Here is a 24323-nt window from a genome sequence, read left to right as displayed (position 1 = left end):
AACCATGCAGGAGCCCGCGCCAGGCGGGGCAGAATCGGAAAATATGGCAAGGTCATACAACTTCAGCGCTGGTCCGGCCGCGCTGCCGCTGGAAGTGCTGCAGGAGGCGCACGAAGAGTTCTTCGATTTCGCGGGCACCGGCATGTCGGTAATGGAAATCAGCCATCGCTCGCGCGTGTTCATCGATATCGCACGCCAGGCGGAATCGGACCTGCGGGCCATCCTGCAGATCCCCGACCGCTACAAGGTGCTGTTCCTGCAAGGTGGTGCTTCGTTGCAGTTCTCGCAGGTGCCGATGAACCTGCTGCGCGGCAAGGCGTCGGCGGATTACCTTCACACGGGGCTCTGGTCCGGCAAGGCCATCGATGCGGCCCGGCGCTACTGCAAGGTCCGCGTCGCGGCCAGCAGCGAGGCATCGGGCTTCGACCGCATCCCTGCGCCCGGCGAATGGCAGCTCGACGCCGATGCGGCCTATCTGCACTACACGGAGAACGAGACGGTGCATGGCGTGCAGTTCCCCGCCGCGCCGGACGCGCCCGTCCCGCTGGTGTGCGATGCCTGCTCCAGCCTGCTGTCCAAGCCCATCGACGTGTCCCGGCACGGTCTGATCTACGCCGCCGCGCAGAAAAACATGGGGCCCGCCGGCGTCACGGTCGTGGTGTTGGACGAAGCCCTGCTGGACGGCGCGCTGCCCATCACGCCCGACGTGCTGAACTATGCGCACGCGGCGCGGGCGGACTCGATGCTCAACACGCCCGCCACCTTCTCCTGGTATCTGACCGGACTGACGCTGCGTTGGATCCGCCGGACCGGCGGCGTGGAACGCATCCATCAGGCCAATCAGGCCAAGGCCGGGCTGCTGTACCGCGCCATCGACGCCAGCGACGGCTTCTACTTCAACAAGGTCCGGCCGGAATTCCGGTCCATCAACAACGTGCCGTTCTTCCTGGCCGATTCCGCCCTGGAGCCCCTGTTTCTGCGCCAGGCCGAGAGCGCCGGGCTCATGGGGTTGAAAGGACACGCGCACACCGGCGGCATCCGAGCCAGTCTGTACAACGCGGTGGAGCTGCCCGCTGCGGCCGCGCTGGCCGATTTCATGACAGACTTCCAGCGCACGCGGGGCTGAAGCCGGCGCGGCGGCCCTAAGAAAGCACAGGGAGACCAGCATGGATTTCAGGCAGCTCAGGCAGTTCGTGGTTCTGGCCACGGAATTGAACTATCGCAAGGCGGCCGCCCGGCTGCACATGACCCAGCCTCCGCTCAGCGTCGCAATCAAACGGCTCGAAACCGAGATTGGTGCAGACCTCTTCGAACGGGACCGCCTGGGCGTGCGCCTCACGGTCGCCGGCGGCGCCTTTCTGCGCGAAGCGAAGCGCCTGCTGGAAGGCGCCGATGCCGCGCTGCAGACTGCACGCGATGCGGCCGAAGGACGTATGGGCGCGCTGCGGGTATGCGCGGTGCCCAGCGCCGCGTTGAACCTGCTGCCGCGCATCCTGCCCGAGTTTACGCAGCGCTTTCCGCACATACGTGTGCGACTGACCAGCGGCAGCACCGTCGGCATCCTGGCAGGATTGCAGCGCGGCGAGCTGGACGCGGCATTCCTGGTGCCGCCCGCGTCCGGGGTGCCGGGCATCGCAATCACGGGCTTGCAGCGCGAACGGCTGGCGCTGGCCGTGCCTGCGGGCCATCGGGTGGCAGGCATGAAAAGCGCCAGGCTCTCGGACCTGTCGGATGAAACGCTGGTGACCCTGGCGCACTCCGACAGCCCCGGGTTCGCGGGAGAGATCGTCGCGGCCTGCCAGCGCGCGGGGTTTCATCCCCGGGTTCTGCAGGAATCGTCCCACGCCCTCATCAGCCTGCCGCTCATCGCCGCGGGCCTGGGGGTCGCCATCGTGCCGGCGGCGCTGCGCCGGATCGCCATCGACAACGTGGCATATGTGGACCTCATGGACGTGGAGGGCGCGCCCCTGACCTACGCCATGGCGTTGGCAGCGCCCGCCCAGTCCATGAATCCGGCAGTCCGCTGGTTCATCGACACGGCGCGCGAGGTGCTGGGCGCGCAAGCCGCCTGACGCCCCTGGGGCTTACGGCGCCGGACGCGAAAGAATGCCCGCCCATTTTTTCTGTTCGGCCACGACCCGCTGCTCGAACGCCGCTTGCGATCCATCCACGGGTTCGCTGCCACGCGCGTAGATCTTGTCCTGCACCGATGGGCTTTTTGCCACCGCGGCAATGGCCATGTTCAGGCGCTCAACCACATCGGCCGGCGTGCCTTTGGGAACGGCAATACCCGACAGCGACCCGCCTTCCACGTCCTTGCCCAGCACTTCCTTGACCGTGGGAATGTCAGGCAGATTGGCCAGGCGTCGCGACGACGTCACCGCGTAAGGACGAATCTGCTTGGCCTCGACGAAACCCACCGCGGTGACGGCGGAAACGGCCGTCAAATCCGTGTTGCGGCTCATCACGGCCGTCATGGACTCCGATCCGCTCTTGTAAGGCACGTGCAGCATCTTCACGCCGGTCGCCTGTTGCAGCAGCTCCAGAACTTGATAGTTGTCGGAGCCCTCGCCGGCCGTGGAGAACGCGATATTGTCAGCCTTGGCCGACGCGGCCTTGATGATTTCCGGCAACGATGCATATGGACTGTCCGCACCCACCGCCAGCACCGTCGGCGTATTGGCCAGCATCGCGACGTAGGTGAAGTCCTTGTTCGGATCATAGGGCAGCTTCTTGTAGATCAGCGGATTGACCGCGACCATGCCGTTGGTGATCACCAGCAGCGTATAGCCGTCGGCCGGCGACTTCGCCGCCGCGCCCGCCGCGATCGAGCCGCCCGCGCCGCCGCGGTTCTCCACCACCACCGGCTGGCCCAGCTCGCGCGTGAGGCCCTCGGCGAACACCCGCGCCGTGGTGTCGGTCACGCCGCCGGCGCCGAACGGCACGATCAGGCGTATGGGCTGGTCGGGATACGACCCCGCCCATGCCGCCGCAGCGGGAAGCACTACACCCAACAAAGCCGCCATGCAGCGGCGCAATCCCTTGTTCATCGCGCGATCTCCATTTTTTTGAGGATTTCAAGAAGCCGTTGTTCCAGGTCCGGGGCCAACGGCGCGAGAGGCGCGCGCAGATGGCCGCTGTCCAGGCCGCGCAAGCGCAAGCCCGCGGCCACGGTCCGCGGCAAGCCATGGTCCATGAGAAAGTTCAAGAGATCGATCTGGCGGCCGAACCATTCGTCCGCGCCGCGCGCGTCGCCGGCCATGGCGCAGCGATACAGGTTCAGGGCAAACGACGCGCTGACGTTGGCCGACGCCGTGCACCAACCCGCCGCCCCTTCCGCAAACCCGGTCCGCGCCATGCAATTCAGGCCGATGTACACCGCGGTCCGATCCGGGCAGGCCGCGCGCAGCCGCGCGATCTTCGTCGGGTCCGGACTGCTTTCCTTGATCATGGTGACGTTGGGCAGCTCGGCCAGCCGGGCCAGGAACTCGACGGGCAGGTCCATGCCCGTCGTGAACGGGTTGTTGTAGACCATCACCGGTGTGGAGACCGACTGGCAGACCTCGCGGTAGTAGGCGTGGATTTCGTCCTGGGTCAACTTCCAGTAGGTGCTAGGCAATAGCTGCAAGGCTGCGGCGCCCGCGCGTTCGGCGTAGCGCGCGTGATGCACCGTGCTGGCGGTACTCAGGCTGGACACGCCCGCGAGCACGGGCAGCCGCCCGCTTGCCGCGCGGATGACGGTGTCGATGACGGCCTCGCGCTCGCCGTCGTCCAGGTAAGGCAGGCAGCCGACGCTGCCCAGCGGCGCCAGCGCATGCACGCCCTCGCCGATCAGCCGCTCGACGTGCGCTTCCAAGAGCGCATGGTCCACCCGCCCGCGTTCATCGCAAGGCGTCAGCAGATAGCCGATGATTCCCTTCAAGTGCATCGCTCGTTCTCCATGTTGGCTTGCAGTCTAGGGACGCCGCCCAGGCCGGTCCAATACCTATTTCCAGGGCGCCTGATACCTCCCGCCCACCCTGCAGTACAGGCAAATCTTGTATCCAGTAATTCCCGCACAAGGCCGATAGACTTTCCCGGTCTATCACCAAGGAGCAAGCCATGAGCAGCAATGACGTTCTCGACCAGGCGCAGACCCATCACATGCCCGAGTACCGCAGGCCGGAGGACATGGAATGGGAAATGGGCCGGTTCAAGAACAAGACGAAGTTCCTTTTCCATACGCGGGCGGAACGCCTCACCGAGCCCAACGCAGGATTTCTCCGCTATGAACCCGGCGCGGGCTTCCGCCTGCACAAGCACGACTTCGCCCAGGTCTGGTACGTGATCGAAGGGGAATTCAACATGGGCGGAAAGATGTACGGCCCCGGCACCGTGGTGTTCCATCCGGACCCGCACATCGAGGAAGCGCTCAGCACCGAAACGGGCGGCACCTTGTTCTTCGTCCAGTACCAAGGCCCAACGACCGGCGGCCGGCCGGTTTACGAAGGCCGCATGAACATCAAGGGCGAGCCGCCCGCGATCACCGAGCAGGACCTCGAACACTGATTCCCCGCGGTTCCCCGGGCGGCAGCCATGATCGGCGGCCGTCCATGGCCGGCATGGACCGGCCGGCATACCAAGAAATAGAAAATTCCAAGGAGACAACCCTCGTGCACGCCCCTCTTCTGCGCGCCTGCCTCGTGTGCTTGACGCTGGCGCTTGGCGGCCTGGCCCAAGCCGCCACCGACTGGCCCGAACGCCCCATCACGCTGGTCGTGCCGTTCGGCGCCGGCGGCATCACCGACCTCACCGCCCGCACCGTGGCCAAACAGCTTCAAGCCGAGCTCGGCAAGCCGGTGGTCGTAGAGAACAAGCCGGGCGCCGGCGGCAATATCGCCGCCGACATCGTGGCCCGTGACGGCTACACGTTGATGGTGATCACCAACGGCATGGTCGCGGTCAATCCGCTCATCCACAAGCAGCTGAACTACGACGCGCTCAAGGATTTCGCCTACGTCTCCATGATCGCCAACACGCCGCTGGCCCTGGTCGTGCCGCAAGACTCGCCGATCCAGGACCTGCCGGCGCTGGTGACGCGGGCCCGCAGCAAGCCGGATGCCGTCTCCTTCGCCAGCTCCGGACAAGGCACCTCGATACACCAGGTATTCGCCCTGATGCAGCGACAGACCGGCGCCACGCTCATGCATGTGCCCTACAAGAGCGGCGCGGAAGCCGCCACCGCCCTGCTTTCGGGCGTGGTGGACGTGACGGCGGTAGAGACCGTGGTGGTCGGACCATTCATACAGTCCGGACGGATGCGGGCGCTGGGCGTAACCTCGGCACAGCGGGTGTCAAATTTGGCTGACGTTCCCGCGGCCCGCGAAGCCCTGGGCGGCGATTTCGATGTGGGCTCGATATCCGGACTCGTAGCGCCTGCCGCCACGCCCCGGAGCATCCTCGACAAGCTGGAACATGCGATGCAGGCGGTGGCGCAGAGCGAGGGCATGGCGCAGCTCCATGCGCAAGGCAGCCAGCCCATGCCCGCGGGGTCGCAGGTCTTTCTGGAGCGCATGCGCCAGGAACAGCAGAAGTGGCGACTGGTATTCTCCGCGGAGCCCGGAAAATAGCCCGCGGAGGATCGCCGCAGCCGTCAAGAACAGGGGAGTCAGGCCATGGATCGCATTTATCCCGCCGCGGAAGAGCTGGTGCAGCATCTGGTGGAGTCGATCTCCGCGAAGATCTTCAATGGCGCATATGCGCCCGGACAGAAGCTGCGGCAGGAGACCCTGGCCGAAGAATACGACGTCAGCCGCACGCCGGTGCGCGAAGCGTTCCGGCAGCTGGAGACCAAGGGCCTGATCGTGCAGCAGCCGCGCTACGGCGCCACGGTGGTGGCGCCGACCCTCAAGGACATAGGCGCGAACTACTGGCTGCGCGGCGAGCTGGAAGGCATGGCGGCGGAACTGGCGGCACGCTGGATCTCCGACGCCGATCTGCAACAGCTGCAAACCGTCCATGCCGAATGCGCCGAGGCCGTCGCCGCACTGTACACCGAGGTCAACGCTGGCGGCGCAGCCGCGCCGCGCCAGGCTGCCGCGCCCATGCGGCATTGGGTCGTCAAAAATCAGGAGTTCCACGCCCTGATCTTCCGCGCCGCCGGCAATCCGTCGTTGGAGCGCATCATCAAGGACCTGCACACGGACTACACCAAGAACATCCTCAACTTGACCGTGCTGGGCATGTACGAGGCCCGCATGAAGAAGAACATCGAACATCATGCGGCCATCGTCGAGGCGCTGACGGCGCGCGACACCGCGGCGTCGCGCGCCGCCATGCGCGCGCATATCCATGAGTCCGGGGAGTTCGTGGTGGACTGGCTGCAAAAGCGTCCCGAAGGCCGCAAGCCGCCACGGTAGTCCGTTGCTGGCTCAGATCCGATCCAGCCATTGCTCCATCGCTTGGCGCGCGCAGCGCTCAAGCTGTGGACCGTAGCGCCGCGCGTCCTCGCGGATCACTGCGGGATCAATCTGGCGCAGGCTCAGTTCGCAGGCATGGCCGATGAGCCAACGTTCGATCTGTGCGGAATCCGCCTCCAGATGGAACTGCAGGCCCAGTATCCTGGGTCCCAGCGCAAACGCCTGGTTCGGGAAGCCCGGCGTTTCGGCCAGGCGCGCCGCGCCTTCGGGGATCGCGAACTGGTCCCCATGCCAATGCAGCACCGGCACCGACCCGACCGCGCTCAGCACGGAATCCTGCCCTTGTTGCGTAAGGGTCAACGGCGCATAGCCGATCTCGGCGCGGCCGGTGGACACCACGTCCGCGCCCAACGCTGCCGCCATGAGTTGCGCGCCCAGACATATGCCCAGGGTCGGTTTGTCCTGGCGCAGGCGTTGCGCGATGGCGCGCAGCTCCGGCTCCAGGAAGGGATAGCGGCCGGTTTCATAGACGCCGATGGGGCCGCCCAGGATCACGACGAGGTCGGCGTTGGCCACGGTGGCGGCGTCGATGGCGTCGACGCCGGCCTCCAGGTATCGCACGCTGTAGCCGCGATCGGCCAAGACCGGCGCCAATATGCCCAGGTCTTCAAAGGGAACGTGGCGGATCGCCAAAGCGCTGAGGCTCATTCCAGGAACTCCTATTGCGGGCTCGGATGGCGGTCCAGCCCGCCCAGCAAGCCTTCGGGGGTTGAGACGAACAGGTTTTCCGATGCCAGCAACCGTATGCCTTGCGGCGTGCTTTCCAGCAGGCGCCGTTCGCCCTCGGCGACCTGCAGGCTGAGCTGATAGCCGTCCTTGGCCGGCAGGCGCGCCGCGATGTCGCGGCTGTCGTCCAGCGCGGACGCCGCAGTGGATTCGAAATGACCGATCAGGCGGCCGTCGCGCTTGATGATGAGTCGGTACACCGGCATGCGCGCTACTCCTGAGAGCCGGACGCGCGCGATTCCGCGCCGTTGTCGGTCGGCCAGTAGTAGGAATCCGGCGTGTTGCGCGCGCCGAAGATGGCTTGACCGACGCGGACCACGGTGGCCCCTTCCTCGATGGCGATCTCGTAGTCGCCCGACATGCCCATGGACAAATCATCCAGGCCGATGCCCGCGGGCGCGTCCTGGCGCAATTGGTCGCGCAGCGTGCGCAACAGCACGAAGCACTCGCGCACGCGCGCGGCTTCGGCCGAAAACAGCGCCAGGGTCATCAGACCGCGCACCCGCAGTCCCGAAAACGCGGGCAATTCGCGCAGAAAGGCCGCCGTCTCGTCCGGCTGCAGCCCATACTTGCTGGCTTCGCCCGAGGTGTTGACCTGCACGAAAACGTCCAGCTGGCGCCCTTCCGCTTGCAGCCGGCGGTCCAGCGCCTCAGCGACCCGCAGGCTGTCGAGCGCCTGGAACTCGGCCGCATAGCGGGCCACGAGCTTGGCCTTGTTGGTCTGCAGGTGGCCGATGACCGACCATCGCAGATCGGTCAGGTCGGCCATGGCTTCCCATTTCCTCGAAACTTCCTGCAGCTTGTTCTCGCCCAGGTAGCGGCAGCCAGCCTCGTAGGCCAGCCGGATGCGCGCTTCCTCCACCGTCTTGCTCACGGGCAGCAGGCGCACCGTGGCCGGATCGCGCCCGGCGCGGCGCGCGGCATCGGCGATGCGTCCGTTGACCGTGGCCAGGTTGTGGCGGAAGTCTTCGACCGACTGCGCCTGCGGCCAGCGGCCATGCTGGTCATGCTGTGTCTGGGTGCCCTTGTCTTGCCCTGGGTCTTGCTCGCTCATGCCTGAACCTCGCGGAGGAACAACGGCGGGCGCTTTCCATTACGCTTATGCCGTCTGAAGTTTTGTCATAGGTCAATATTATCACGCCGGCGCGCAGGCGGCCGATGCTACGCGTTGGCCGCCAGCCACTCGCGCGGCGAAACACCCATCCGCTGCCGGAACGCTTTGGACAAGGACGAGGCGCTGGCAAATCCCAGCTCCGCCGCCACCAGCTTGACCGCGCGGCCGGACCGCATCATGGACGCCGCCAGGCTCAAGCGCCAATCGGTCAGGTAGGCCGCGGGCGTGGCGCCGGTAGCATCCTTGAAGGCCGCTGCAAAGGCGCTGCGCGACATGCCCGCCATCGCCGCCATCCGCGCAAGCGACCAGTCTTCATAGGGCGAACGGTGCAGCGCCACCAACGCCCTGGCCAGACGCGGATCGGACAGGCCCATCACCAGACCGCTGGTCACACCCACTTCCTCCGGATGGTCGAGTATCCACCTGAGCAGCTGGATCAAGACCACCTCGAACAGGCGGTCGGCCAACAGGCGTGAACCGCAGCGCACCTGATCCGCCTCGGCGAACAGCAGGTCCAGCGCCGGCCGCAAGCCTTCGACCGCGTCCAGCGGGATCCGCACCACGGACGGCAGCGACTGGACGATGGGATTGCGTTCGCCGCCATCGAAATCCAACGCCGCGCAGGTGAAATCCGAGCCGTCCCGCGGCGGGTTCACGAATTCGTGATGCACGGCGCGCGGGTAGAACAGCAGGGTCGGCTCGGCCAGGCGCAGGCGCGGCGTGGCGGTCTCGCCCGGGCGATGCCGCACTTCCATTTCGCCCCGGCGCAACACGTGCAGGAAGCCGCGCCCAGGCACGGCTTCGAAAGCCTGGGTGCCGCATAGCGCCCCCGTGTGGAACAGCGTGGCGCGCACCCGGAAACGGTCCAGCAGCGCCGACAGCCGGTCAACCTGAATGGGAAGAGGATTGCTCATATATTGGACGAAATGACAATTTTCATGGATTAAACAACACCTTACGTCCAGACATTCTACGTACGATTCCTCCAGCCCGTTCGATATCGGCGGCCTTTTTTTCATTTCCAGGAGTTACCGACATGTCCCGAGTTCCTCTTATCGATGCCAGCAGCGCCAGCGCGGACCGCAAGGCGCTGCTCACGCAGATCCACGGCGCCTTTGGCGCAACACCGAACATGTTCAAGGCCGTGGCCAATTCGCCGGCTGCGCTGCAGAGCATGTGGGGCGCCTTCGGCGCGCTGGGCGGCGGGGTCATTCCCGCCAAGCTGGGCGAACAGATCGCGGTGGCGGTGGCCGACCGCAACGCTTGCGAGTACTGCCTTGCGGCCCACACGGCCCTGGGCCGCAAGGCAGGCGCCAGCGCCGAAGAAATGGCGGCCGCGCAAGGCGGCGACGCCGCTGATCCCAAGACAGCTGCGGCGCTGCGCTTTGCGCTCAAGCTGGTGGAAGCGCGCGGGCAAGTGAGCGAAGCCGACGTGCAGGCCGTACGCGCGGCTGGCTACAGCGACCAGGAGATCGTCGAGATCCTGGCGCACGTCGCGCTCAACCTGTTCACCAACTACGTCAACGTGGCGTTTGCCGTGCCGGTGGATTTCCCGGCCGTGAAGCTGCGCCGCGCCGCATAGCACGACCACAGCGGCCGGCGGGGCGTCATCGCCCCGCCGGCCGCATCAGAGGAGCATTCAGATGTCCCGATCAGACACCCTGGCCGACGCACTGCCCCCGCCCTTGCTGGCGGACGAATGGCTGAATGCGGACGGTCCCATCGAACTCGCCGCCCTGCGCGGCAAGGTCGTGCTGCTGCATGCGTTCCAGATGCTATGCCCCGGGTGCCTGTCGCATGGGTTGCCGCAGGCCGAACGCGTGCACAGACTGTTCCGCGGCCAGGAGGTCGCGGTCATCGGCCTGCACACCGTGTTCGAACACCACGACGCCATGGGGCCCGCCGCGCTGCGGGCCTTCAATCACGAGTACCGGTGGAGTTTTCCCATCGGCATAGACCGGCCAGCGGCGACGGGCGCCATCCCGATGACCATGCAAGCCTACGGTTTGCGCGGCACGCCCAGCCTGGTCTTGTTGGACCGCCAGGGACGCGTGCGCCTGCAGCACTTTGGCAGCATCGACGACCTGGCCCTGGGCGCAACCATTGGGAGGCTGCTGGCGGAGAACGATGTTCCTGCGGCACACGCGGCCGCATCCGATGATCCCGCCCGCGACGAGTGCGACGCGCTAAGCTGCCCCGCGCCGCGTCCGCGCTAGACGCCGCGGGCCCTCCCGTGCCGCTATGGCTGAACCAGGGCGCGCAGCGCGCGCACCAGGCAGGCCGCCTGCTCCTCGGTGCCCACGGAAATGCGCAGGTATTGCTCCACGCGTGGCCGCGCGAAATGGCGCACCAGTATTTTCGCGTCTCGCAGGCCGGCGGCGAGCAAGCGCGCGTCGAAGCGCGGATGACGGACAAACAGGAAGTTCGCCTGTGACGGTAAGACATCAAAGCCCATCAGGCGCAAATGCGCGCAGAGCAAGGTACGGGTGCCGATGATGGCCTGCCGCGTCTCGTCGAAATAGGCGCGGTCCTGAAAGGCCGCTGCAGCGCCTGCCTGGGCCAGTCGCCCGAGCGGATAGGAGTTGAAGCTGTTCTTCACCCGCTCCAGCGTGGCGATCAACGACGTCTGCCCGATTGCAAACCCCACGCGCAGGCCGGCCAACGCCCTGGACTTCGATAGCGTCTGGACCACCAGCAGGTTCGGATACTGCTCGACCAACGCAATGGCGGAGCGCCCGCCGAAGTCCACGTAGGCCTCGTCCACCAGCACCAGCCGGCGAGGCTGGATCTCCAGCAGCCGCTGCACGCGGTCCAGCGGCAGGCACTCTCCCGTGGGCGCGTTCGGGTTGGCGATCACGATGCCGGCTATGCCCGCATCCGCGGCGCCCAGCGCCGCGAATCCGTCCAGGTCCAGCCTCAAGCGCTCGTCCACGGAGATCTGCGCGCAGCGTATGCCGAACAGGCGGCAATACACCTCATAAAAGCCGTAGGTCACATCCGCCATCAGCAAGGGTTGGACGCCGTGCTGGAAGAACGCGCAGAACGCCAGCGCCAGCACTTCGTCGGAGCCGTTGCCAGCAAAGACCTGCGCTACCGGCACCCCGTGATACTGCGCGATGACCTCGCGCAAATGCCCGGCCTGCGGGTCCGGATAACGCTCCAGACCGTCAGCAGCCGCAGCGGCGATGGCTGCTATCGCGGCGGGGGACGGCGGATAGGGATTCTCGTTGGTGTTGAGCTTGATCCATCCATTGCCGGGAGCCTGCTCTCCAGGCACATAGGGCGACAAGGTTTCAACGCGCGGGCTATGTAGGGAAACCATGTTGTTGCGGCTGCGGCCTCTCGGTAATCGATCTACGGCATTCTTATCGTAAATTTTGTCCTATGCCATACTACACTATGATTCAGGACAATAACCGCCATCGAGCGAACGCGAGTGTCATGTCTACCTCTCTTTCCCTGTTTATCCACCGCATTACGCCCAGGCGCTGGTTGACACGTTGCGCCGGCTGGCTGGCCGCATGCCGCCAGCCATGGGTGGCCCAGCCGCTGATACGCGGCTATGCCAAGTGGTACGGCATCGATCTCGCCGAAGCCCTGCACGCCGACCCCAGGGCCTATGACAGTTTCAATGCCTTCTTTACGCGCGCCCTGCGCCCGGGCGCCCGCAAGCTGGCCGATGCGGACTGGACCAGTCCTGCCGACGGCATCGTCAGCCAGTCCGGCCGCATCAGCCTGGGGCAGATGATCCAGGCCAAGCAGCGTCGGTACAGCGGGGCCTCACTGCTGGCCGATGCGGACCTGGCGCACGCATTGGAAGGCGGCTGGTTCACCACGATCTATCTCAGTCCGCGCGATTACCATCGGGTGCACATGCCCTGCGAGGGACGCCTGCTGGGCATGCGCCATGTGCCGGGGACTCTGTATTCCGTCCGACCGGAGATCGTGCAGCACATGGATGGCCTGCTGGCGCGCAATGAGCGGCTGGTCTGCTGGTTCGAGCATCCTCTCCATGGCGTCTACGCCATGGTGCTGGTAGGCGCCGCCATCGTTGGCAGCATAGCCACGGCCTGGCATGGCCAGGTGGCGCCGCGGGGCCGGCGTATCCAGCAATGGGACTACGGCGGCCAGGCCCCCTTGCGCTTGCCGCAAGGCGCCGAAATGGGACATTTCCAGTTGGGGTCGACCGTGGTGTTGCTGATGCCGGGCAACGCCTGGCGATTCCATCCCGGCTGGAAGACAGGGCGCGCCGTCAGATTGGGACAAGCCATGGCCGACCGGCGTTGACGCCGGCCGTGGCTAGACCATGCTTTCCCGGATATCCCGCGCCAGCTTGCGGCACTGCCCGGGTTCGATCGCAGAGACGGTGATGCGCAGGCCCCTGACCGGCTCCTGGACCCCGAAGGCATCTCCATGGCGCACCAACCAGCCGCGATGGGCCAGGGCCAGCGCGACCGCCTGGTCGTCGGTATCCAGCGGCACCCACAGGTTCAGGCCGTCGCCGTCCGCGGCGTATGGCACGCCTTGCTCGGACAAGGCGCCTTCCAAGGCCTTGCGCCGCTGGGCGTAGTCCTTGCGGGCCTGGGCCATCTGCTTGGCCACCTCGGGCCGGCCCAGCGTGACCTCGACCATGTCCTGCAACAGATGGCTGACCCAGCTGGTGCCGGAAGCCAGCCGCAAACGAAGCTGGCGCGACGTCGCGGTATCGCTGGCCACCATGGCCAGGCGCACGTCGGGACCCAGCGTCTTGGAGAAAGACCGCACCAGCGCCCACCGCTGCGTGCCCGAAGGCAGCACCGAGTGGTATTCCTTGGCCGACAGCAAAGCGTAGTGGTCGTCCACGATGACCATGGCATGGGGATACTTGGCCAGCACCCGCGCCAACGCCTTCGCCCGTTTTTCGCTCAGGCTGCAGCCCGTGGGGTTGTGGGCGCGCGGCGTCAGGATCACGGCCTGCGCGCCCTTGGCCAGCGCCGCTTCCAGGGCTGCCGCCTGCATGCCTTCGGTGTCGACCGGTACGCCCAGCGCCTGCAGGCCGGCGATGCGCAGCATGTTGATGCTGCTCAGGAAGCAGGGATTCTCGACCGCCACCTTATCCCCAGCCACCAGGTGCGAGCTGAGCAGCCGTTCGATGGCGTCCACAGCCCCGTGGGTGAGGTTGATCTCGAAAGGCGCCGGGCAGTCCCGCGCGAACCAGGCGCGGGCATAGCTTTCCAGCCCCGCGTTGACCGTGGGTTCGCCGTAGAGCCGCGGCTGATAGGGCCGGATCGCGAGGGCCGCGCTCAGGTCCGGCAGCCAGGCCGGATTGGGATTACCGCTGGCCAGATCGGCCAATGGCGAGTCCGATAGCGCGCCTTCCTGTTCGCCCGGTCCGGACTGGTCGCGGATGATGGTGCCCAGGCGACCCTGGGTCAGCGCGATGCCGGCCGTCACCAAGCGCTTATAGGCGGCGGCGACCGTATTGCGGTTGATATCCAGTTCGACCGCCAGATCGCGCACCGGCGGCAACGCCTGGCCCGGCGGCAACTGGCCCGACTGAGCCAGCCCGCGCACGCAATCGAAGATCTCAGCGGCGGTCTTTCCTTGTATTTTCATAGCGTCCTAAGACAATTCCGTTCCTGGCATGGGCAGCGGCCGCGCCGACTCCCGGCGTAAGTTTGACATGGATTTCCAGTCCGCATAAAGCGGGCTTACCGCACGCAATCCACGTAGTAGCGCAGGTTTCCGTCCGCGTCGCGCAGCTCCACGAAGCCATGGATGTCCGTGCCGAACCCGGGACACTCGCGGTTCAGCTCGCGCGAGAACTTCAGGTAATCGACGATGGTCCGGTTGAACGCCTCGCCCGGGACCAGCAACGGTATGCCCGGGGGGTAGGGCGTGATCAGGCTGGTGGTGATGCGGCCTTCCAGATGGTCGATCTCCACCCTCTCGGTGCGGCGTTGGGCGATGCAGGCATAGGCATCGCAGGGCTTCATCGCGGGGGTGACGTCAGTCAGGTACATGTCCGTGGTCAGCCGGGCGATGTCATGCCTGGCATAGGTCGCATGGACATGCTGGCACAGGTCGCGCAAGCCCATGTTTTCGTAGCGAGGATGCTTGCGGCAGAACTCCGGCAGGATCCGCCACATGGGCTGGTTGCGTTCGTAGTCGTCCTTGAACTGCTGCAACGCGGTCAAGAGCGAACTCCAGCGGCCCTTGGTGATCCCTATCGTGAACATGATGAAGAAGCTGTACAGCCCGGTCTTCTCCACGATCACGCCATGCTCCGCCAGGAACTTGGTGACGATGGAGGCCGGAATGCCGCTGTCCGCGAAGTTGCCGTCCAGATCCAGCCCTGGCGTCACGATGGTGGACTTGATCGGATCCAGCATGTTGAAACCGTCCGCCAGCGCCCCGAATCCGTGCCAGGACGACTCGCCGTCGCCGCCGCGGATGATCCAGTCCTCGGGCGAGCCTATGCCCTCTGGCGCCAGCGTCTCCGGTCCCCAGACCTTGAACCACCAGTCGCCATCGGCGAAATGCGTGCCGACCTCCTTCATCGCGCGCCGGAAGTCCAGGGCCTCGGCGATGCTCTCCTCCACCAGCACCGTGCCGCCGGGCGGCTCCATCATGGCCGCGGCCACGTCGCAGCTGGCGATGATGGCGTACTGGGGACTGGTACTGGTGTGCATCAGATAGGCTTCGTTGAAGAGATGCCGGTCCAGCCGCCGCGTCATGGAGTCCTGCGCCAGCACGTGGCTGGCCTGGCTGATTCCGGCCAGCAGCTTGTGCGTCGATTGCGTGGAGAAAACCAGCGATTCCCTGGGCCGCGCGCGCTGCTTGCCCATGCAGTGGTAGGCGCCATAGAACGGGTGGAACACCGCGTGCGGCATCCAGGCCTCGTCAAAGTGCAAGGCGTCCACGTAGCCATCCAGCGCTGCCTTGATCTCCTCGGTCTGGTAGATGATGCCGTCGTAGGTCGACTGCGTCAGCGCCATCACCCGCGGGCGGACCGCGTCGGCGTCCAGGTGCTTGAGCAGCGGATGGGCGCGGATCTTCTCCCGGATGGTCTGGATATCGAACTCGCTGCGCGGAATCGGGCCGATGATGCCGAAATGGTTGCGTGTCGGGCGTAGAAAGACGGGTATCGCTCCCGTCATGACGATGCTGTGCAGGATGGACTTGTGGCAGTTGCGGTCCACCAGCACCACATCGCCCGGCGCCACCATGTGGTGCCACACGATCTTGTTGCTGGTGCTGGTGCCGTTCGTCACGAAATAGCAGTGGTCCGCATTGAAAATGCGCGCGGCGTTGCGCTCGCTCGCGCCGATGGCGCCGTTGTGATCCAGCAGTTGCCCCAGCTCCTCCACAGCGTTGCAGACGTCCGCGCGCAACATGTTCTCGCCGAAGAACTGATGGAACATCTGACCCACGGGACTCTTCAGGAACGCCACGCCGCCCGAATGGCCCGGGCAGTGCCAGGAATAGGATCCGTCCTCGGCGTAGTCCAGCAACGCCTTCAGGAACGGTGGCTTGACGCCCTCCAGATAGGCCCGGGCCTCGCGGATCAAGTGTCGCGCCACGAATTCGGGCGTGTCCTCGTACATATGGATAACACCCTGGAGTTCGCGCAGGATGTCGTTCGGAATGTGCCGCGCGGTCTTGGTTTCGCCGTTCACATAGATCGGCACGTCGGCATTGCGCCGCCGAACTTCACTGATGAATTCCCGCAATGCCAGCAGCGCGGGCGCGACGCCCTCGCCGTGCGCGAGTTCCTCGTCGTCGATGGACAGGATAAAGGCGCTGGCGCGGCTTTGCTGCTGCGCGAACAGGCTGAGATCGCCGTAGCTGGTCGTTCCCAGCACATCGAAGCCTTCGGCCTTGATGGCCTCGGCCAATACCCGGATGCTCAGGCCGGACGTGTTTTCCGAGCGGAAGTCCTCGTCGATGATGACGATGGGAAACTGGAACTGCATTGCTGTCCTCTGTCTATGGGTTGCCGCTTGCGTTTTAGTTTGTACTCGAACATAATTATATCTGTCCTAGGACAAAATAAACGGCGCGGTGGCAGAGTGGCTATGCAGCAGGATTGCAAATCCGCGAAGGTTGGTTCGATTCCAGCCCGCGCCTCCAGTTTTCCTGGCCGCGGGCGCGGTGCGCTAGGTTGCGTGGTCGCGCAGATGTTCGCGCAACGCGTCAGCGAATGAAAGCGCGATGACCGACGACGGCCAATGCTCTGGCCATACCAGGCTGAGATCAAACGAGGCGCCCGGCTCCAGCGGCCGCAGCTGATCCAGCCCGCCCGGGATGCGCGCGGCGGTCAGCCGGTCTACCAGCGCGATGCCCACGCCACGCATCACCAGTTCCATCGCCACCGAGGTCCAGAACACCTGCACGCGACGCCGCGCGTAGACCTTCTGCTGCTCCAGCAGCGCTTCCAGCCAGAAGCGGGTGTGGTCCAGGTTGTCGTAGATGATGAGGTCGCGGCCGGCCAGTTGTTCCACACGGATGGTGTCGAACTTTTCCAGCGGGTCGCCGGGAGGAATGGCGCAATATAGCTGCAGGCTCACCAGTGGCTCGGCCACCACGCCCGGGTGCTGCCCCCCGTAGAAGCACACCCCCATATCCACCTGGCGCGCTGCCACCCATTCGACGATGCGCGCCGAACTGCGCGTCTGCAAAGCCACGGAGATATTGGGCCGGTCCGCCATGAAACTGGCCAGCACGTCCGGCATGACGGTCAAGGACAGCAAGGGCAAGGACGCCACGGTCAGGTGGCCTTGCTTTTCGCTGCCCAGGTCCTTGATGAAGCTATCCAGTTGCGAAAGGCCGGAGAACAGCCGGTCGACCTGGCCATAAAGCGCCCTGCCTTCGGGCGTGGGCAGCAGACGCCCTCCCTTGCGCACGAATAGCGCCACGCCCACGCGGCGCTCCAGCTGGGCGATGTACTTGCTGGCGGCAGGCTGTGAAATCAGCAGCACCTGCGCCGCCCGGGATACCGAGCCTTCGCGCATCACCGCCCTGAAGATTTCTATCTCTCGCACGTTCATGCGCCGACTATAACTATTTAGCTATAGAGATGGCAATTATTGGTATTAGGCAGTTATGCAGATTGTTCCTAGGATGAACGCTCGACTTTCACCCAGGACCCATCGTGTCGGAAAACTACGCAACCATGGAATTGCCGTTCGGCCCGGAAACCTATGCCGCGAACCTCTCGCTGCTGGCACAGGACATCCAGGCTCAGGGCCTGTCAGCCGCCATCCTGTTCGACCCCGAGAATATCTACTGGCTGACCGGCTACCGTTCCATTGGCTACTTCACCTTCCAGTGCCTGGTGGTCTCGCCCGACGGCGGCATCGCCATGGTCTCGCGCCAGGTCAACCACGCCGTGGCGACCGGCAACCGCAACATCGCACGCTTTGTCGCCATCGATGACATCAGCGACCCGGTCGATGTATTGGCGAGCTACCTGAAGGACATCCTGCCCAGCGGCCTCATTGGCCTGGAAACGGCTTCTGGCTACCTCAGCGTGGCCGCCTACAAGCAGCTGCAAGCCCGCCTGGGCCCACGGCTGGCCGACTGGCAAGGCCCGATGGAAGAGGCGCGCAAGATCAAGACCCCGGCGCAGCTGGGCTTCATGCGCCAGGCCGCGCACGCGGCGGTCGCCGGCATCGACGCCGCAGTGCGCGCGATCGCAGTCGGCGCCACCGAAAACGATCTCGCCGCCGCCATGCTGCACGGCGCCACCAAGGCGGGCAGCGAATACACCCGCGTGCCGCTGGTGGCCGTGGGGCGCGCCAGCGGCGTCTGCTTCACCACCTGGCAGCGCCGGGAGCTCAAGCGGGGCGACCTGGTGTTCCTGGAGGCCGCGGCCAACATCAACCGCTATCACGCCATGATCTCGCGCAATTGCGTGGTCGGCCGCGCCACCGAGCGGCAGCGCTTCCTGGCCGGCACCGTCATCGCCGCGCTGGACGCCGCCATCGACGCCATCCGCCCCGGCGTCACTTCCGCCCAGGTGGACCAGGCCTGCCGCGCGGTCTTCGACCGGGCCGGGCTGGGGCATTACTTCGATCACCGCACGGCCTACGGCATAGGCATCGGCTTTCCGCCCAACTGGGCCGAGGGCCGCTTCCTCGCGCTGCGTCCGGACGACCCCACGGTGCTTGAACCCGGCATGACCTTTCACCTGGTGCCTTCCCTCTTCATGCCCGAAGGCGGCTTCATGGCCAGCGAAAGCGTGGCCGTCTCCGAGGACGGCTGCGAAGTGCTCACCCGCTATCCGCGCGAGCTGATCGAAATCGACGTCTGACAACAAGACCGGCTCCAACAACATACAAGGGGAATTGCCGTGTTGAAGAACTGGATGTATCCAACCATCGCGGTCATGGGAGTGCTGCTTCTGTGGCATTTCGCGATACCGCTGTTCGGCCTGCCAGCCTACCTGTTGCCGCCGCCGCTAAGCGTGCTCGAACGGCTGTGGACCGACTCGGCGTTCCTGGGACATCACTCCTGGGTCACGTCCGTCGAGACGCTGGGCGGCTTCCTGCTGAGCATCGCCGTCGGCATACCGCTGGGCATCCTGCTGGTGTGGTCGCGTCCGCTGGAGCGCGCCATCATGCCGCTGCTGGTGGTGTCGCAGGCGTTTCCCAAGGTAGCGGTCGCGCCGCTCATCATCATCTGGTTCGGCCTGGGCCTGTTTCCCAAGATCCTGATCGCATTCTCGGTGGCCTTCTTCCCCATCGTGGTCAGCACGGTGGCGGGCATGCGTTCCGTGGACGCGGACCTCAACGACCTGGCCCGCTCGATGCGGGCGGGCGCCCTGCGGACCTTTCTGCGCATCCGGCTGCCGTATGCGTTGCCGCAGATCTTCTCCGGCCTGAAGGTCGCCATTGCTTTCGCCACGGTCGGCGCGGTGGTGGGGGAATGGGTGGGCGCCGAAAGCGGCCTGGGCTACGTGCTGCTGTCCGCCAACGCCAACCTAGACACGACGTTGCTGTTCGCGGTGCTGGTCGCGCTCATGCTCATCGGCCTGGTCTTCTACTACCTGGTCGAGTTTTCCGAACGATTCCTGATTCCCTGGCACATCAGCGTGCGCAGCGACGCCCTGCCCTCTGTCTGACCCCGCCCTCCGGAGACTCCATCATGAAATTCACGACTCGACTTGGCTGGACCCTGGCTTGCCTGCTGGCCGCAGGCGCGGCCGGCGCGCAGGAGAAGCTGAGCCTGCGCCTGGACTACAGCATCTACGGCACGCACGCGCCGCTGTACTACGGCATAGACAAAGGCCTCTACAAGGCCGAAGGCATAGACCTGAGCATCGGCGAAGGCAGCGGCTCCAGCAACACCGCGAAACTGGTGGCGCAGGGCATCGATCCCATCGGCTTCATGGACTACGGCACCATGCTCAAGGGCGTCGCCGCAGGCATGCCGCTGAAGGCCGTCTTCGCCGTGCACCAACGCTCTCCCATGGTCATCATCAGCCACGCGGACGCTCCGGTGCGCGCGCCCAAGGACCTGGAAGGCAAGGTGCTGGGCATGAGCGCATCCGAGTCGACGGCTCAGATGTTCCCAGTGCTGGCCGCCCTGAACGGCGTGGACCAGAAGAAGATCAATGTCATCGCGCCCGCCGTGGGCACCAAGACCGCCCTGTTCCTGCAACGCCGCGCGGACGCCATCACGGGCGTCACCTACTTCCATATCCCGCCGCTGGAAGCGCAGGGCGCAAAGGTGCATTACTTTTTCTATGCCGACTTCGGCGTCAACGCGCTGGAAGGCGGGCTGGCGGCCAATACCAAATGGCTGGAGGCCAATCCCGAAACGGCTCGGCGCTTCCTGCGCGCCACGCGCAAGGCCTACGAGGCGGCCCTGGCCGACCCGGCCGCCTCGGTCGACGCCCTGGTGCGCCAACGTCCGGAACAGGCGCGCAATCGCGAGCAACTGGTGCGCCAGCTGCAGCTTTCGCTGCAGGCCGCCGGCACGCCCAACACCAAGGGATTGCCGTTCGGCGTCTCTGCGGAGAAGGACTGGCAGGCCATGGTCGACCAGTTCGTGCAATCGAATCAGATCGCCAGCCCGGTCCCGACCAGCACGCTCTACACCAACGACTACAACAGGGACTAGATATGGCACAGCACGCAGCCTTGACGCTCGCTCCCGCAGCGGGCGCGCCCGATACCGCGATCGACATCCGCGGCATGGTCCAGCGCTTTGGCTCCTATGTCGCGGTCGACGGCATCGACCTTGCCATACCCGAAGGCCAGTTCCTCTCCGTGCTCGGCCCCTCCGGCTGCGGCAAGAGCACCTTGATGCGGGCGGTCGCCGGCCTGACGCCGCCCACCGCCGGCGAGATCCGCGTGCTTGGCGAGCGCGTGACCGAGCCGGGCGCCAACGTGGGGATCGTGTTCCAGCGTGCGGCGCTCCTGCCATGGCGCGACGTCGTCGGGAACATCTCGCTGCAGCTGGAGATGCGCAAACTGCCCGCGGCGCGTCATGAGGCCCGGCTGCGAGAACTGATCAAGCTGAGCGGACTGGAAGGTTTTGAAAAATGCCTGCCGCACCAATTGTCCGGCGGCATGCAGCAACGCGTGGCGCTGTGCCGCGCGCTGATCCACGACCCCGACATCCTGCTGATGGACGAACCCTTCGGCGCCCTGGACGCGATGACGCGCGAAGCCATGAACCTGGAGCTGCAACGGGTATGGCTGGAAAGCAAGAAGACCGTCATGTTCATTACCCACAGCATCTCCGAAGCGGTGTTCCTGTCCGACCGCGTGGTGGTGATGAGCAAGCGGCCGGGCCGCGTGGCGCTGACCGTCGACATCGATCTGCCGCGTCCGCGCAACTACGCCATGGTCGGGCACCCCAACTTCGTCAAGGCGGCCACGGTCATACGCGAGTGCTTCGACGCCGCGGGGATGACGGAATGAATCCCGTCCGCTACGACGCCGGCCCCTACCCCCGGGCCCGCCTGGCTTTCCTGTGCGTGGCCAATGCCGGCCTGACCGAGGGCGAAATGCACGCCATGGCTCCCGACGGCGTGGGCCTGAGCTTTGCCCGCGTGCCCATGGCAACGGCCTGCACCGTGCAAAGCCTGGCCGGCATGGAGGGCGGACTGCTTCAGGCCCTGGACGGCCTGGCGCCAGGGCGTCGCGATATCGACGTGGTCTGCTACAACTGCACCGCGGGCAGCTTCGTGATCGGCAACGACAAGGTACGAGCGCTGCTCGCGCAGGCCCGCCCCGGCGCGGCCGTGGCCACGCTGCTGGACGGCGTCACGCAGGCGCTGGACGCGGTCGGCGCGCGCCGCCTGGCGGTTGCCACCGCCTATGACGATGCCGTCAACGAACTGGAGCGCGCTTACTTCGAAAGCATCGGCCACGAAGTCGTCTCGCTGCAGGGCCTGGCCCTGCCCGACGACGAAACCATGAACCGGGTCTCGCCCGACTATCTGTACGAATTCGCCTGTGCCGTGGACCGGCCCGATGCCGACGCCGTCTTCATCAGCTGCGGCGCGCTGCGCTCCACCGCCATCCTCGGACGTCTGGAAGACAGGCTGGGCAAGCCCGTGATCGGCAGCAATCAGGCCAGCATGTGGCATTGCCTGCGGCTGGCGGGGATCCACGACCGGATGGACGGCTATGGCCGGCTGTTCCGGGAACATTGAAATCCGGACCCGTCATGGATGAAATCGATACCCGACTGATCGGCATTCTGCGGCGCGACGCGCGCACGCCGCTTTCCGTTTTGGCCAGCAAGGCCGGCGTGTCGCGCGGCACGGTCTCCAACCGCCTGCGCAAGCTGGAGGAGGACGGGCTCATCGCCGGGTATACGCTCAAGCTGCGCCCTGACTCCGACCAGGACGGCCTGCGCGCCTGGATGGGCATTACCGTCGACGGCAACCAGACGCGCGCCGTGCTGGCCAGCCTGCTGGGCGAGCCGAGCGTCGAGCAGCTGCACGACACCAACGGCCGTTGGGACTTGCTGGCCGAAATACGCGCAGATTCCACTGCAGATCTGTCCAAGGTGCTGGAACGCGTGCGCCTGATCAAGGGCATCGCGGCCACCGAAACCAGCATCCTGCTCGCGACGTACCGCTGAAACCGGCGCGCTAGGCCGGCAGCGGCTCGCCCCGCAGCCTTATCTGCGCGACGGTTCTTTCCCCGCGCTGCTCCAGCACGAACTGATGCCTGTCCGGATACCTCAGCGTCAACCGCCTGCACAGATTCCCTAGTCCGCCCCCGCCGCTGGCCAGATCGAAGGGCGCGTGCAGCCGGCCGGGATTGTCCACTTCGATGAGCAGTTCATCGCCCTGCAAACGCGTGCGTATGCTGATCGGGAAATGCGCGTGTTCCGAACGCATGCCGTGCTTGATCGCGTTTTCCACCAGTCCCTGCAGCGTCATGCGCGGAACACTGATCCGTAGCGTGGCCGGATCGATCTGGCTGCGCAATTCAAGCCGCTTGTCAAAGCGCAGCGCCTGGATGCGCACATAGGCTTCGGCGGCCTCGATCTCCTCCTCCAGCCTGGACAAGCCTCGTCCGCGCCGGTCCAGCGAATAGCGCAGGTACTCGGCCAGGCTGCGCGTCATTTCCTCTGCGATGGCAGGCCGATCGGCGATCTCGGCCACGATGGTGTTCAGCGAGTTGAACAGGAAGTGCGGCTCGATCTGCAGCTGCAGATGCTCAAGCTCCAGCCTCAAGGAGCGCGTCTCCGCCTTCATCTTGGACAGGCGCTCGCTGCGTGCGTTCAGCTCGGCCGAGACGCCGAAATAGATCAGCGTCCAGATCGAGAGCATGCCCATGTAGTAGAGAAAGCCCAGCCGGTACTGGTTGCCCGGCAGCACGCGGATTGCGCCAGGCAGAAACAGGCTGTGGATGCCATAGGCGATCGACGCCAGCAAGGCCGAGGCGGTCAGGCAGAACAACACCGCGCAGACCAGCACCAGCAAGGGCGGATCGCCTTTGCCCGCACGGCGGCCATGCAGCACGGCCGCCCCGCTGGTCAGGACGAATGCCAGGGGTTCCAGCGCCACGGTAAGCCAGAAGGCTGCGGTGGCATTGCCGAACACCGCCAACCGGATGAAGAAGCCCACGATCGCGAGAAAGAGCCATCCCAGCGTCTGCGCCCGCCAGAAGCCAAGCGAGGACTCCCCTGGACTCAAACCCTGGCCGATCGATGCGAACTTCATGGATGCGCCCTCCGGACGGGCAAAGGGTTCTCTGGAAACTGCATAGGCCTTATATTTACCCGCGTGCCAGACCGGACGACTATACCCGCCACACCATGGCGCCAGGGAGTAAAATGCTGCGTGTGCTTGTCATCGACGATGAAGCCCCGGCGCGGCGCTACCTGCGCCGGCTGCTCGAAGCCTCGCCCGACGTCCATGTCGCGGGCGAAGCCGACAGCCTGGAATTGGCGCGAACGCTGATCCGCGAGCATCGTCCGGATGCCCTGTTCCTGGACATCGAACTCACTGCCGCCACGGGTTTCGACCTGCTGGACCAGCTGGAAGTCCCACCCGCCGTCGTCTTCGTCACCGCGCACAGCGACTACGCCGCCCGCGCCTTCGACGTACAGGCCGTCGACTACCTGCTCAAGCCCGTGCGTCCGGGCCGGCTTGAACAGGCGCTGGCGCGGCTGCGCCCGCGCGCTGGCGGCCACCTGACGCTGCGAACGCGCAACGGCACCAAGATCATCAAGATCCATGAACTGACCATGGCGCAGGCGCAAGGCGACTACGTGATGCTTTGCAGCGCCGCGCACGCCAACGAGCTGATGCACATCACCTTCAAGCGCCTGGCGGCCCAGCTGCCCAGTCCGCCCTTCTGCGCCTTGTCGCGGTCGGTCATCATGAATCTGGAACATGTCTCCCACCTGTCGCAGCTGCCCGGCGCGCAGACCGAGGTCGCGTTCAACAACGGCGTTGCGCCCGTGGTGCTGGGACGGGTCGCGTCGCAGCGCCTGCGGCGCGCGGTGGCGCAGCGCTGACGCGACGGGTCGGCCATTGTGGCCAGCGTCGGGATAGGACCGTTGCCGCATCG

Annotated in this window: 26 protein-coding genes and 1 tRNA gene; 16 read left to right on the top strand and 11 right to left on the bottom strand. The window is 65.7% G+C overall.

Annotation, left to right across the window (positions count from 1 at the left end; genetic code table 11):
* Window positions 1-43: 43 nt before the first annotated feature.
* Together serC and AC1RHV_RS16590 are read left to right on the top strand one after the other, a co-directional pair.
* Window positions 44-1126, top strand: coding sequence for a 3-phosphoserine/phosphohydroxythreonine transaminase (gene serC / locus AC1RHV_RS16595; protein WP_119450396.1), 1083 nt, complete (start codon window positions 44-46; stop codon window positions 1124-1126).
* Between the two features lie 40 nt (window positions 1127-1166).
* Complete coding sequence (locus AC1RHV_RS16590; RefSeq protein ID WP_492301388.1) at window positions 1167-2072, top strand: LysR family transcriptional regulator; 906 nt, start codon at window positions 1167-1169, stop codon at window positions 2070-2072.
* Window positions 2073-2084: 12 nt separating this feature from the next.
* Here the strand turns inward: AC1RHV_RS16590 and AC1RHV_RS16585 are convergent, their stop codons facing one another.
* Both AC1RHV_RS16585 and AC1RHV_RS16580 read right to left on the bottom strand, forming a co-directional pair.
* Complete coding sequence (locus AC1RHV_RS16585; protein WP_175159866.1) at window positions 2085-3050, bottom strand: Bug family tripartite tricarboxylate transporter substrate binding protein; 966 nt, start codon at window positions 3048-3050, stop codon at window positions 2085-2087.
* Entirely contained in the window at window positions 3047-3928 is an 882-nt protein-coding gene (locus tag AC1RHV_RS16580) for a dihydrodipicolinate synthase family protein (protein ID WP_175159864.1), read from the bottom strand. The genes AC1RHV_RS16585 and AC1RHV_RS16580 overlap by 4 nt, the downstream gene beginning before the upstream one ends.
* A gap of 173 nt (window positions 3929-4101) precedes the next feature.
* Here AC1RHV_RS16580 and AC1RHV_RS16575 point away from each other — a divergent pair, with 173 nt between their 5' ends.
* The 3 genes from AC1RHV_RS16575 to AC1RHV_RS16565 all read left to right on the top strand — a co-directional run bounded on the left by AC1RHV_RS16575 (window position 4102) and on the right by AC1RHV_RS16565 (window position 6398).
* Entirely contained in the window at window positions 4102-4548 is a 447-nt protein-coding gene (locus AC1RHV_RS16575; RefSeq protein ID WP_054452115.1) for a cupin domain-containing protein, read from the top strand.
* A gap of 104 nt (window positions 4549-4652) precedes the next feature.
* A complete protein-coding gene (locus tag AC1RHV_RS16570; RefSeq protein ID WP_492301386.1) occupies window positions 4653-5609 on the top strand; it encodes a Bug family tripartite tricarboxylate transporter substrate binding protein in 957 nt (318 codons plus the stop codon).
* A 45-nt stretch (window positions 5610-5654) separates the two neighbouring features.
* Window positions 5655-6398 (top strand): GntR family transcriptional regulator, encoded by a 744-nt coding sequence (locus AC1RHV_RS16565; protein WP_492301384.1) that lies wholly within the window; start codon window positions 5655-5657, stop codon window positions 6396-6398.
* Window positions 6399-6410: 12 nt separating this feature from the next.
* On the opposite strand, the gene AC1RHV_RS16560 is transcribed toward AC1RHV_RS16565, so the two are convergent.
* The 4 genes from AC1RHV_RS16560 to AC1RHV_RS16545 all read right to left on the bottom strand — a co-directional run bounded on the left by AC1RHV_RS16560 (window position 6411) and on the right by AC1RHV_RS16545 (window position 9212).
* Window positions 6411-7106 carry a glutamine amidotransferase gene (locus AC1RHV_RS16560; protein ID WP_492301382.1) on the bottom strand — a complete coding sequence of 232 codons (696 nt, stop codon included), beginning with the start codon at window positions 7104-7106 and terminating at the stop codon, window positions 6411-6413.
* A gap of 11 nt (window positions 7107-7117) precedes the next feature.
* Entirely contained in the window at window positions 7118-7390 is a 273-nt protein-coding gene (locus AC1RHV_RS16555; protein WP_054452121.1) for a hypothetical protein, read from the bottom strand.
* 5 nt (window positions 7391-7395) lie between these two features.
* Entirely contained in the window at window positions 7396-8238 is an 843-nt protein-coding gene (locus AC1RHV_RS16550) for a YggS family pyridoxal phosphate-dependent enzyme (protein ID WP_054452122.1), read from the bottom strand.
* Window positions 8239-8345: 107 nt separating this feature from the next.
* The gene (locus tag AC1RHV_RS16545; protein WP_054452123.1) at window positions 8346-9212 is read right to left on the bottom strand and encodes an AraC family transcriptional regulator; all 867 of its coding nucleotides are present in this window, start codon (window positions 9210-9212) and stop codon (window positions 8346-8348) included.
* Between the two features lie 122 nt (window positions 9213-9334).
* Here AC1RHV_RS16545 and AC1RHV_RS16540 point away from each other — a divergent pair, with 122 nt between their 5' ends.
* Both AC1RHV_RS16540 and AC1RHV_RS16535 read left to right on the top strand, forming a co-directional pair.
* Entirely contained in the window at window positions 9335-9880 is a 546-nt protein-coding gene (locus tag AC1RHV_RS16540; protein WP_175159855.1) for a carboxymuconolactone decarboxylase family protein, read from the top strand.
* Between the two features lie 61 nt (window positions 9881-9941).
* Window positions 9942-10514: a redoxin domain-containing protein gene (locus AC1RHV_RS16535; protein ID WP_492301380.1), complete on the top strand. Its 573-nt coding sequence runs from the start codon at window positions 9942-9944 to the stop codon at window positions 10512-10514.
* A 23-nt stretch (window positions 10515-10537) separates the two neighbouring features.
* Here the strand turns inward: AC1RHV_RS16535 and hisC are convergent, their stop codons facing one another.
* Window positions 10538-11620, bottom strand: coding sequence for a histidinol-phosphate transaminase (hisC, locus tag AC1RHV_RS16530; RefSeq protein ID WP_492301379.1), 1083 nt, complete (start codon window positions 11618-11620; stop codon window positions 10538-10540).
* 119 nt (window positions 11621-11739) lie between these two features.
* Here hisC and asd point away from each other — a divergent pair, with 119 nt between their 5' ends.
* A complete protein-coding gene (asd, locus tag AC1RHV_RS16525; protein ID WP_492301377.1) occupies window positions 11740-12585 on the top strand; it encodes an archaetidylserine decarboxylase in 846 nt (281 codons plus the stop codon).
* 12 nt (window positions 12586-12597) lie between these two features.
* Here the strand turns inward: asd and ptsJ are convergent, their stop codons facing one another.
* Both ptsJ and AC1RHV_RS16515 read right to left on the bottom strand, forming a co-directional pair.
* A complete protein-coding gene (ptsJ, locus tag AC1RHV_RS16520) occupies window positions 12598-13893 on the bottom strand; it encodes a MocR-like B6 salvage transcription factor PtsJ (protein WP_492301375.1) in 1296 nt (431 codons plus the stop codon).
* A 95-nt stretch (window positions 13894-13988) separates the two neighbouring features.
* A complete protein-coding gene (locus AC1RHV_RS16515) occupies window positions 13989-16253 on the bottom strand; it encodes an Orn/Lys/Arg family decarboxylase (RefSeq protein WP_492301373.1) in 2265 nt (754 codons plus the stop codon).
* Between the two features lie 82 nt (window positions 16254-16335).
* Here AC1RHV_RS16515 and AC1RHV_RS16510 point away from each other — a divergent pair.
* Window positions 16336-16410 (top strand) — tRNA-Cys (locus AC1RHV_RS16510).
* 26 nt (window positions 16411-16436) lie between these two features.
* On the opposite strand, the gene AC1RHV_RS16505 is transcribed toward AC1RHV_RS16510, so the two are convergent.
* On the bottom strand, window positions 16437-17321 hold the full coding sequence (locus tag AC1RHV_RS16505) for a LysR family transcriptional regulator (protein ID WP_158598560.1): 885 nt from the start codon (window positions 17319-17321) through the stop codon (window positions 16437-16439).
* Window positions 17322-17431: 110 nt separating this feature from the next.
* On the opposite strand from AC1RHV_RS16505, the gene AC1RHV_RS16500 reads away from it, so the two are divergent.
* The 6 genes from AC1RHV_RS16500 to AC1RHV_RS16475 are packed head-to-tail and all read left to right on the top strand — an operon-like array spanning window position 17432 to window position 22380.
* Window positions 17432-18592, top strand: coding sequence for a M24 family metallopeptidase (locus tag AC1RHV_RS16500; protein ID WP_306651571.1), 1161 nt, complete (start codon window positions 17432-17434; stop codon window positions 18590-18592).
* 39 nt (window positions 18593-18631) lie between these two features.
* Window positions 18632-19402 (top strand): ABC transporter permease, encoded by a 771-nt coding sequence (locus AC1RHV_RS16495; protein ID WP_082400822.1) that lies wholly within the window; start codon window positions 18632-18634, stop codon window positions 19400-19402.
* A gap of 23 nt (window positions 19403-19425) precedes the next feature.
* A complete protein-coding gene (locus tag AC1RHV_RS16490; RefSeq protein WP_054452133.1) occupies window positions 19426-20403 on the top strand; it encodes an ABC transporter substrate-binding protein in 978 nt (325 codons plus the stop codon).
* Between the two features lie 2 nt (window positions 20404-20405).
* A complete protein-coding gene (locus AC1RHV_RS16485) occupies window positions 20406-21209 on the top strand; it encodes an ABC transporter ATP-binding protein (RefSeq protein WP_119450411.1) in 804 nt (267 codons plus the stop codon).
* On the top strand, window positions 21206-21946 hold the full coding sequence (locus tag AC1RHV_RS16480; protein WP_119450412.1) for a maleate cis-trans isomerase family protein: 741 nt from the start codon (window positions 21206-21208) through the stop codon (window positions 21944-21946). Before AC1RHV_RS16485 ends, AC1RHV_RS16480 begins: the two co-directional genes overlap by 4 nt.
* 14 nt (window positions 21947-21960) lie before the next feature.
* The gene (locus AC1RHV_RS16475; protein ID WP_054452136.1) at window positions 21961-22380 is read left to right on the top strand and encodes an Lrp/AsnC family transcriptional regulator; all 420 of its coding nucleotides are present in this window, start codon (window positions 21961-21963) and stop codon (window positions 22378-22380) included.
* 10 nt (window positions 22381-22390) lie between these two features.
* Here the strand turns inward: AC1RHV_RS16475 and AC1RHV_RS16470 are convergent, their stop codons facing one another.
* The gene (locus tag AC1RHV_RS16470; RefSeq protein WP_054452137.1) at window positions 22391-23470 is read right to left on the bottom strand and encodes a sensor histidine kinase; all 1080 of its coding nucleotides are present in this window, start codon (window positions 23468-23470) and stop codon (window positions 22391-22393) included.
* Between the two features lie 113 nt (window positions 23471-23583).
* Between AC1RHV_RS16470 and AC1RHV_RS16465 the strand changes: the two genes are divergently transcribed.
* Window positions 23584-24270, top strand: coding sequence for a LytR/AlgR family response regulator transcription factor (locus AC1RHV_RS16465; RefSeq protein WP_119450413.1), 687 nt, complete (start codon window positions 23584-23586; stop codon window positions 24268-24270).
* Window positions 24271-24323: the final 53 nt, after the last annotated feature.

The sequence above is a fragment of the Achromobacter sp. GW823-FHT04E03 genome, from assembly GCF_058796095.1.
The sequence above is the reverse complement of the archived record's forward strand: the minus strand, read 5'-3'. Positions and strand labels throughout refer to the sequence as shown.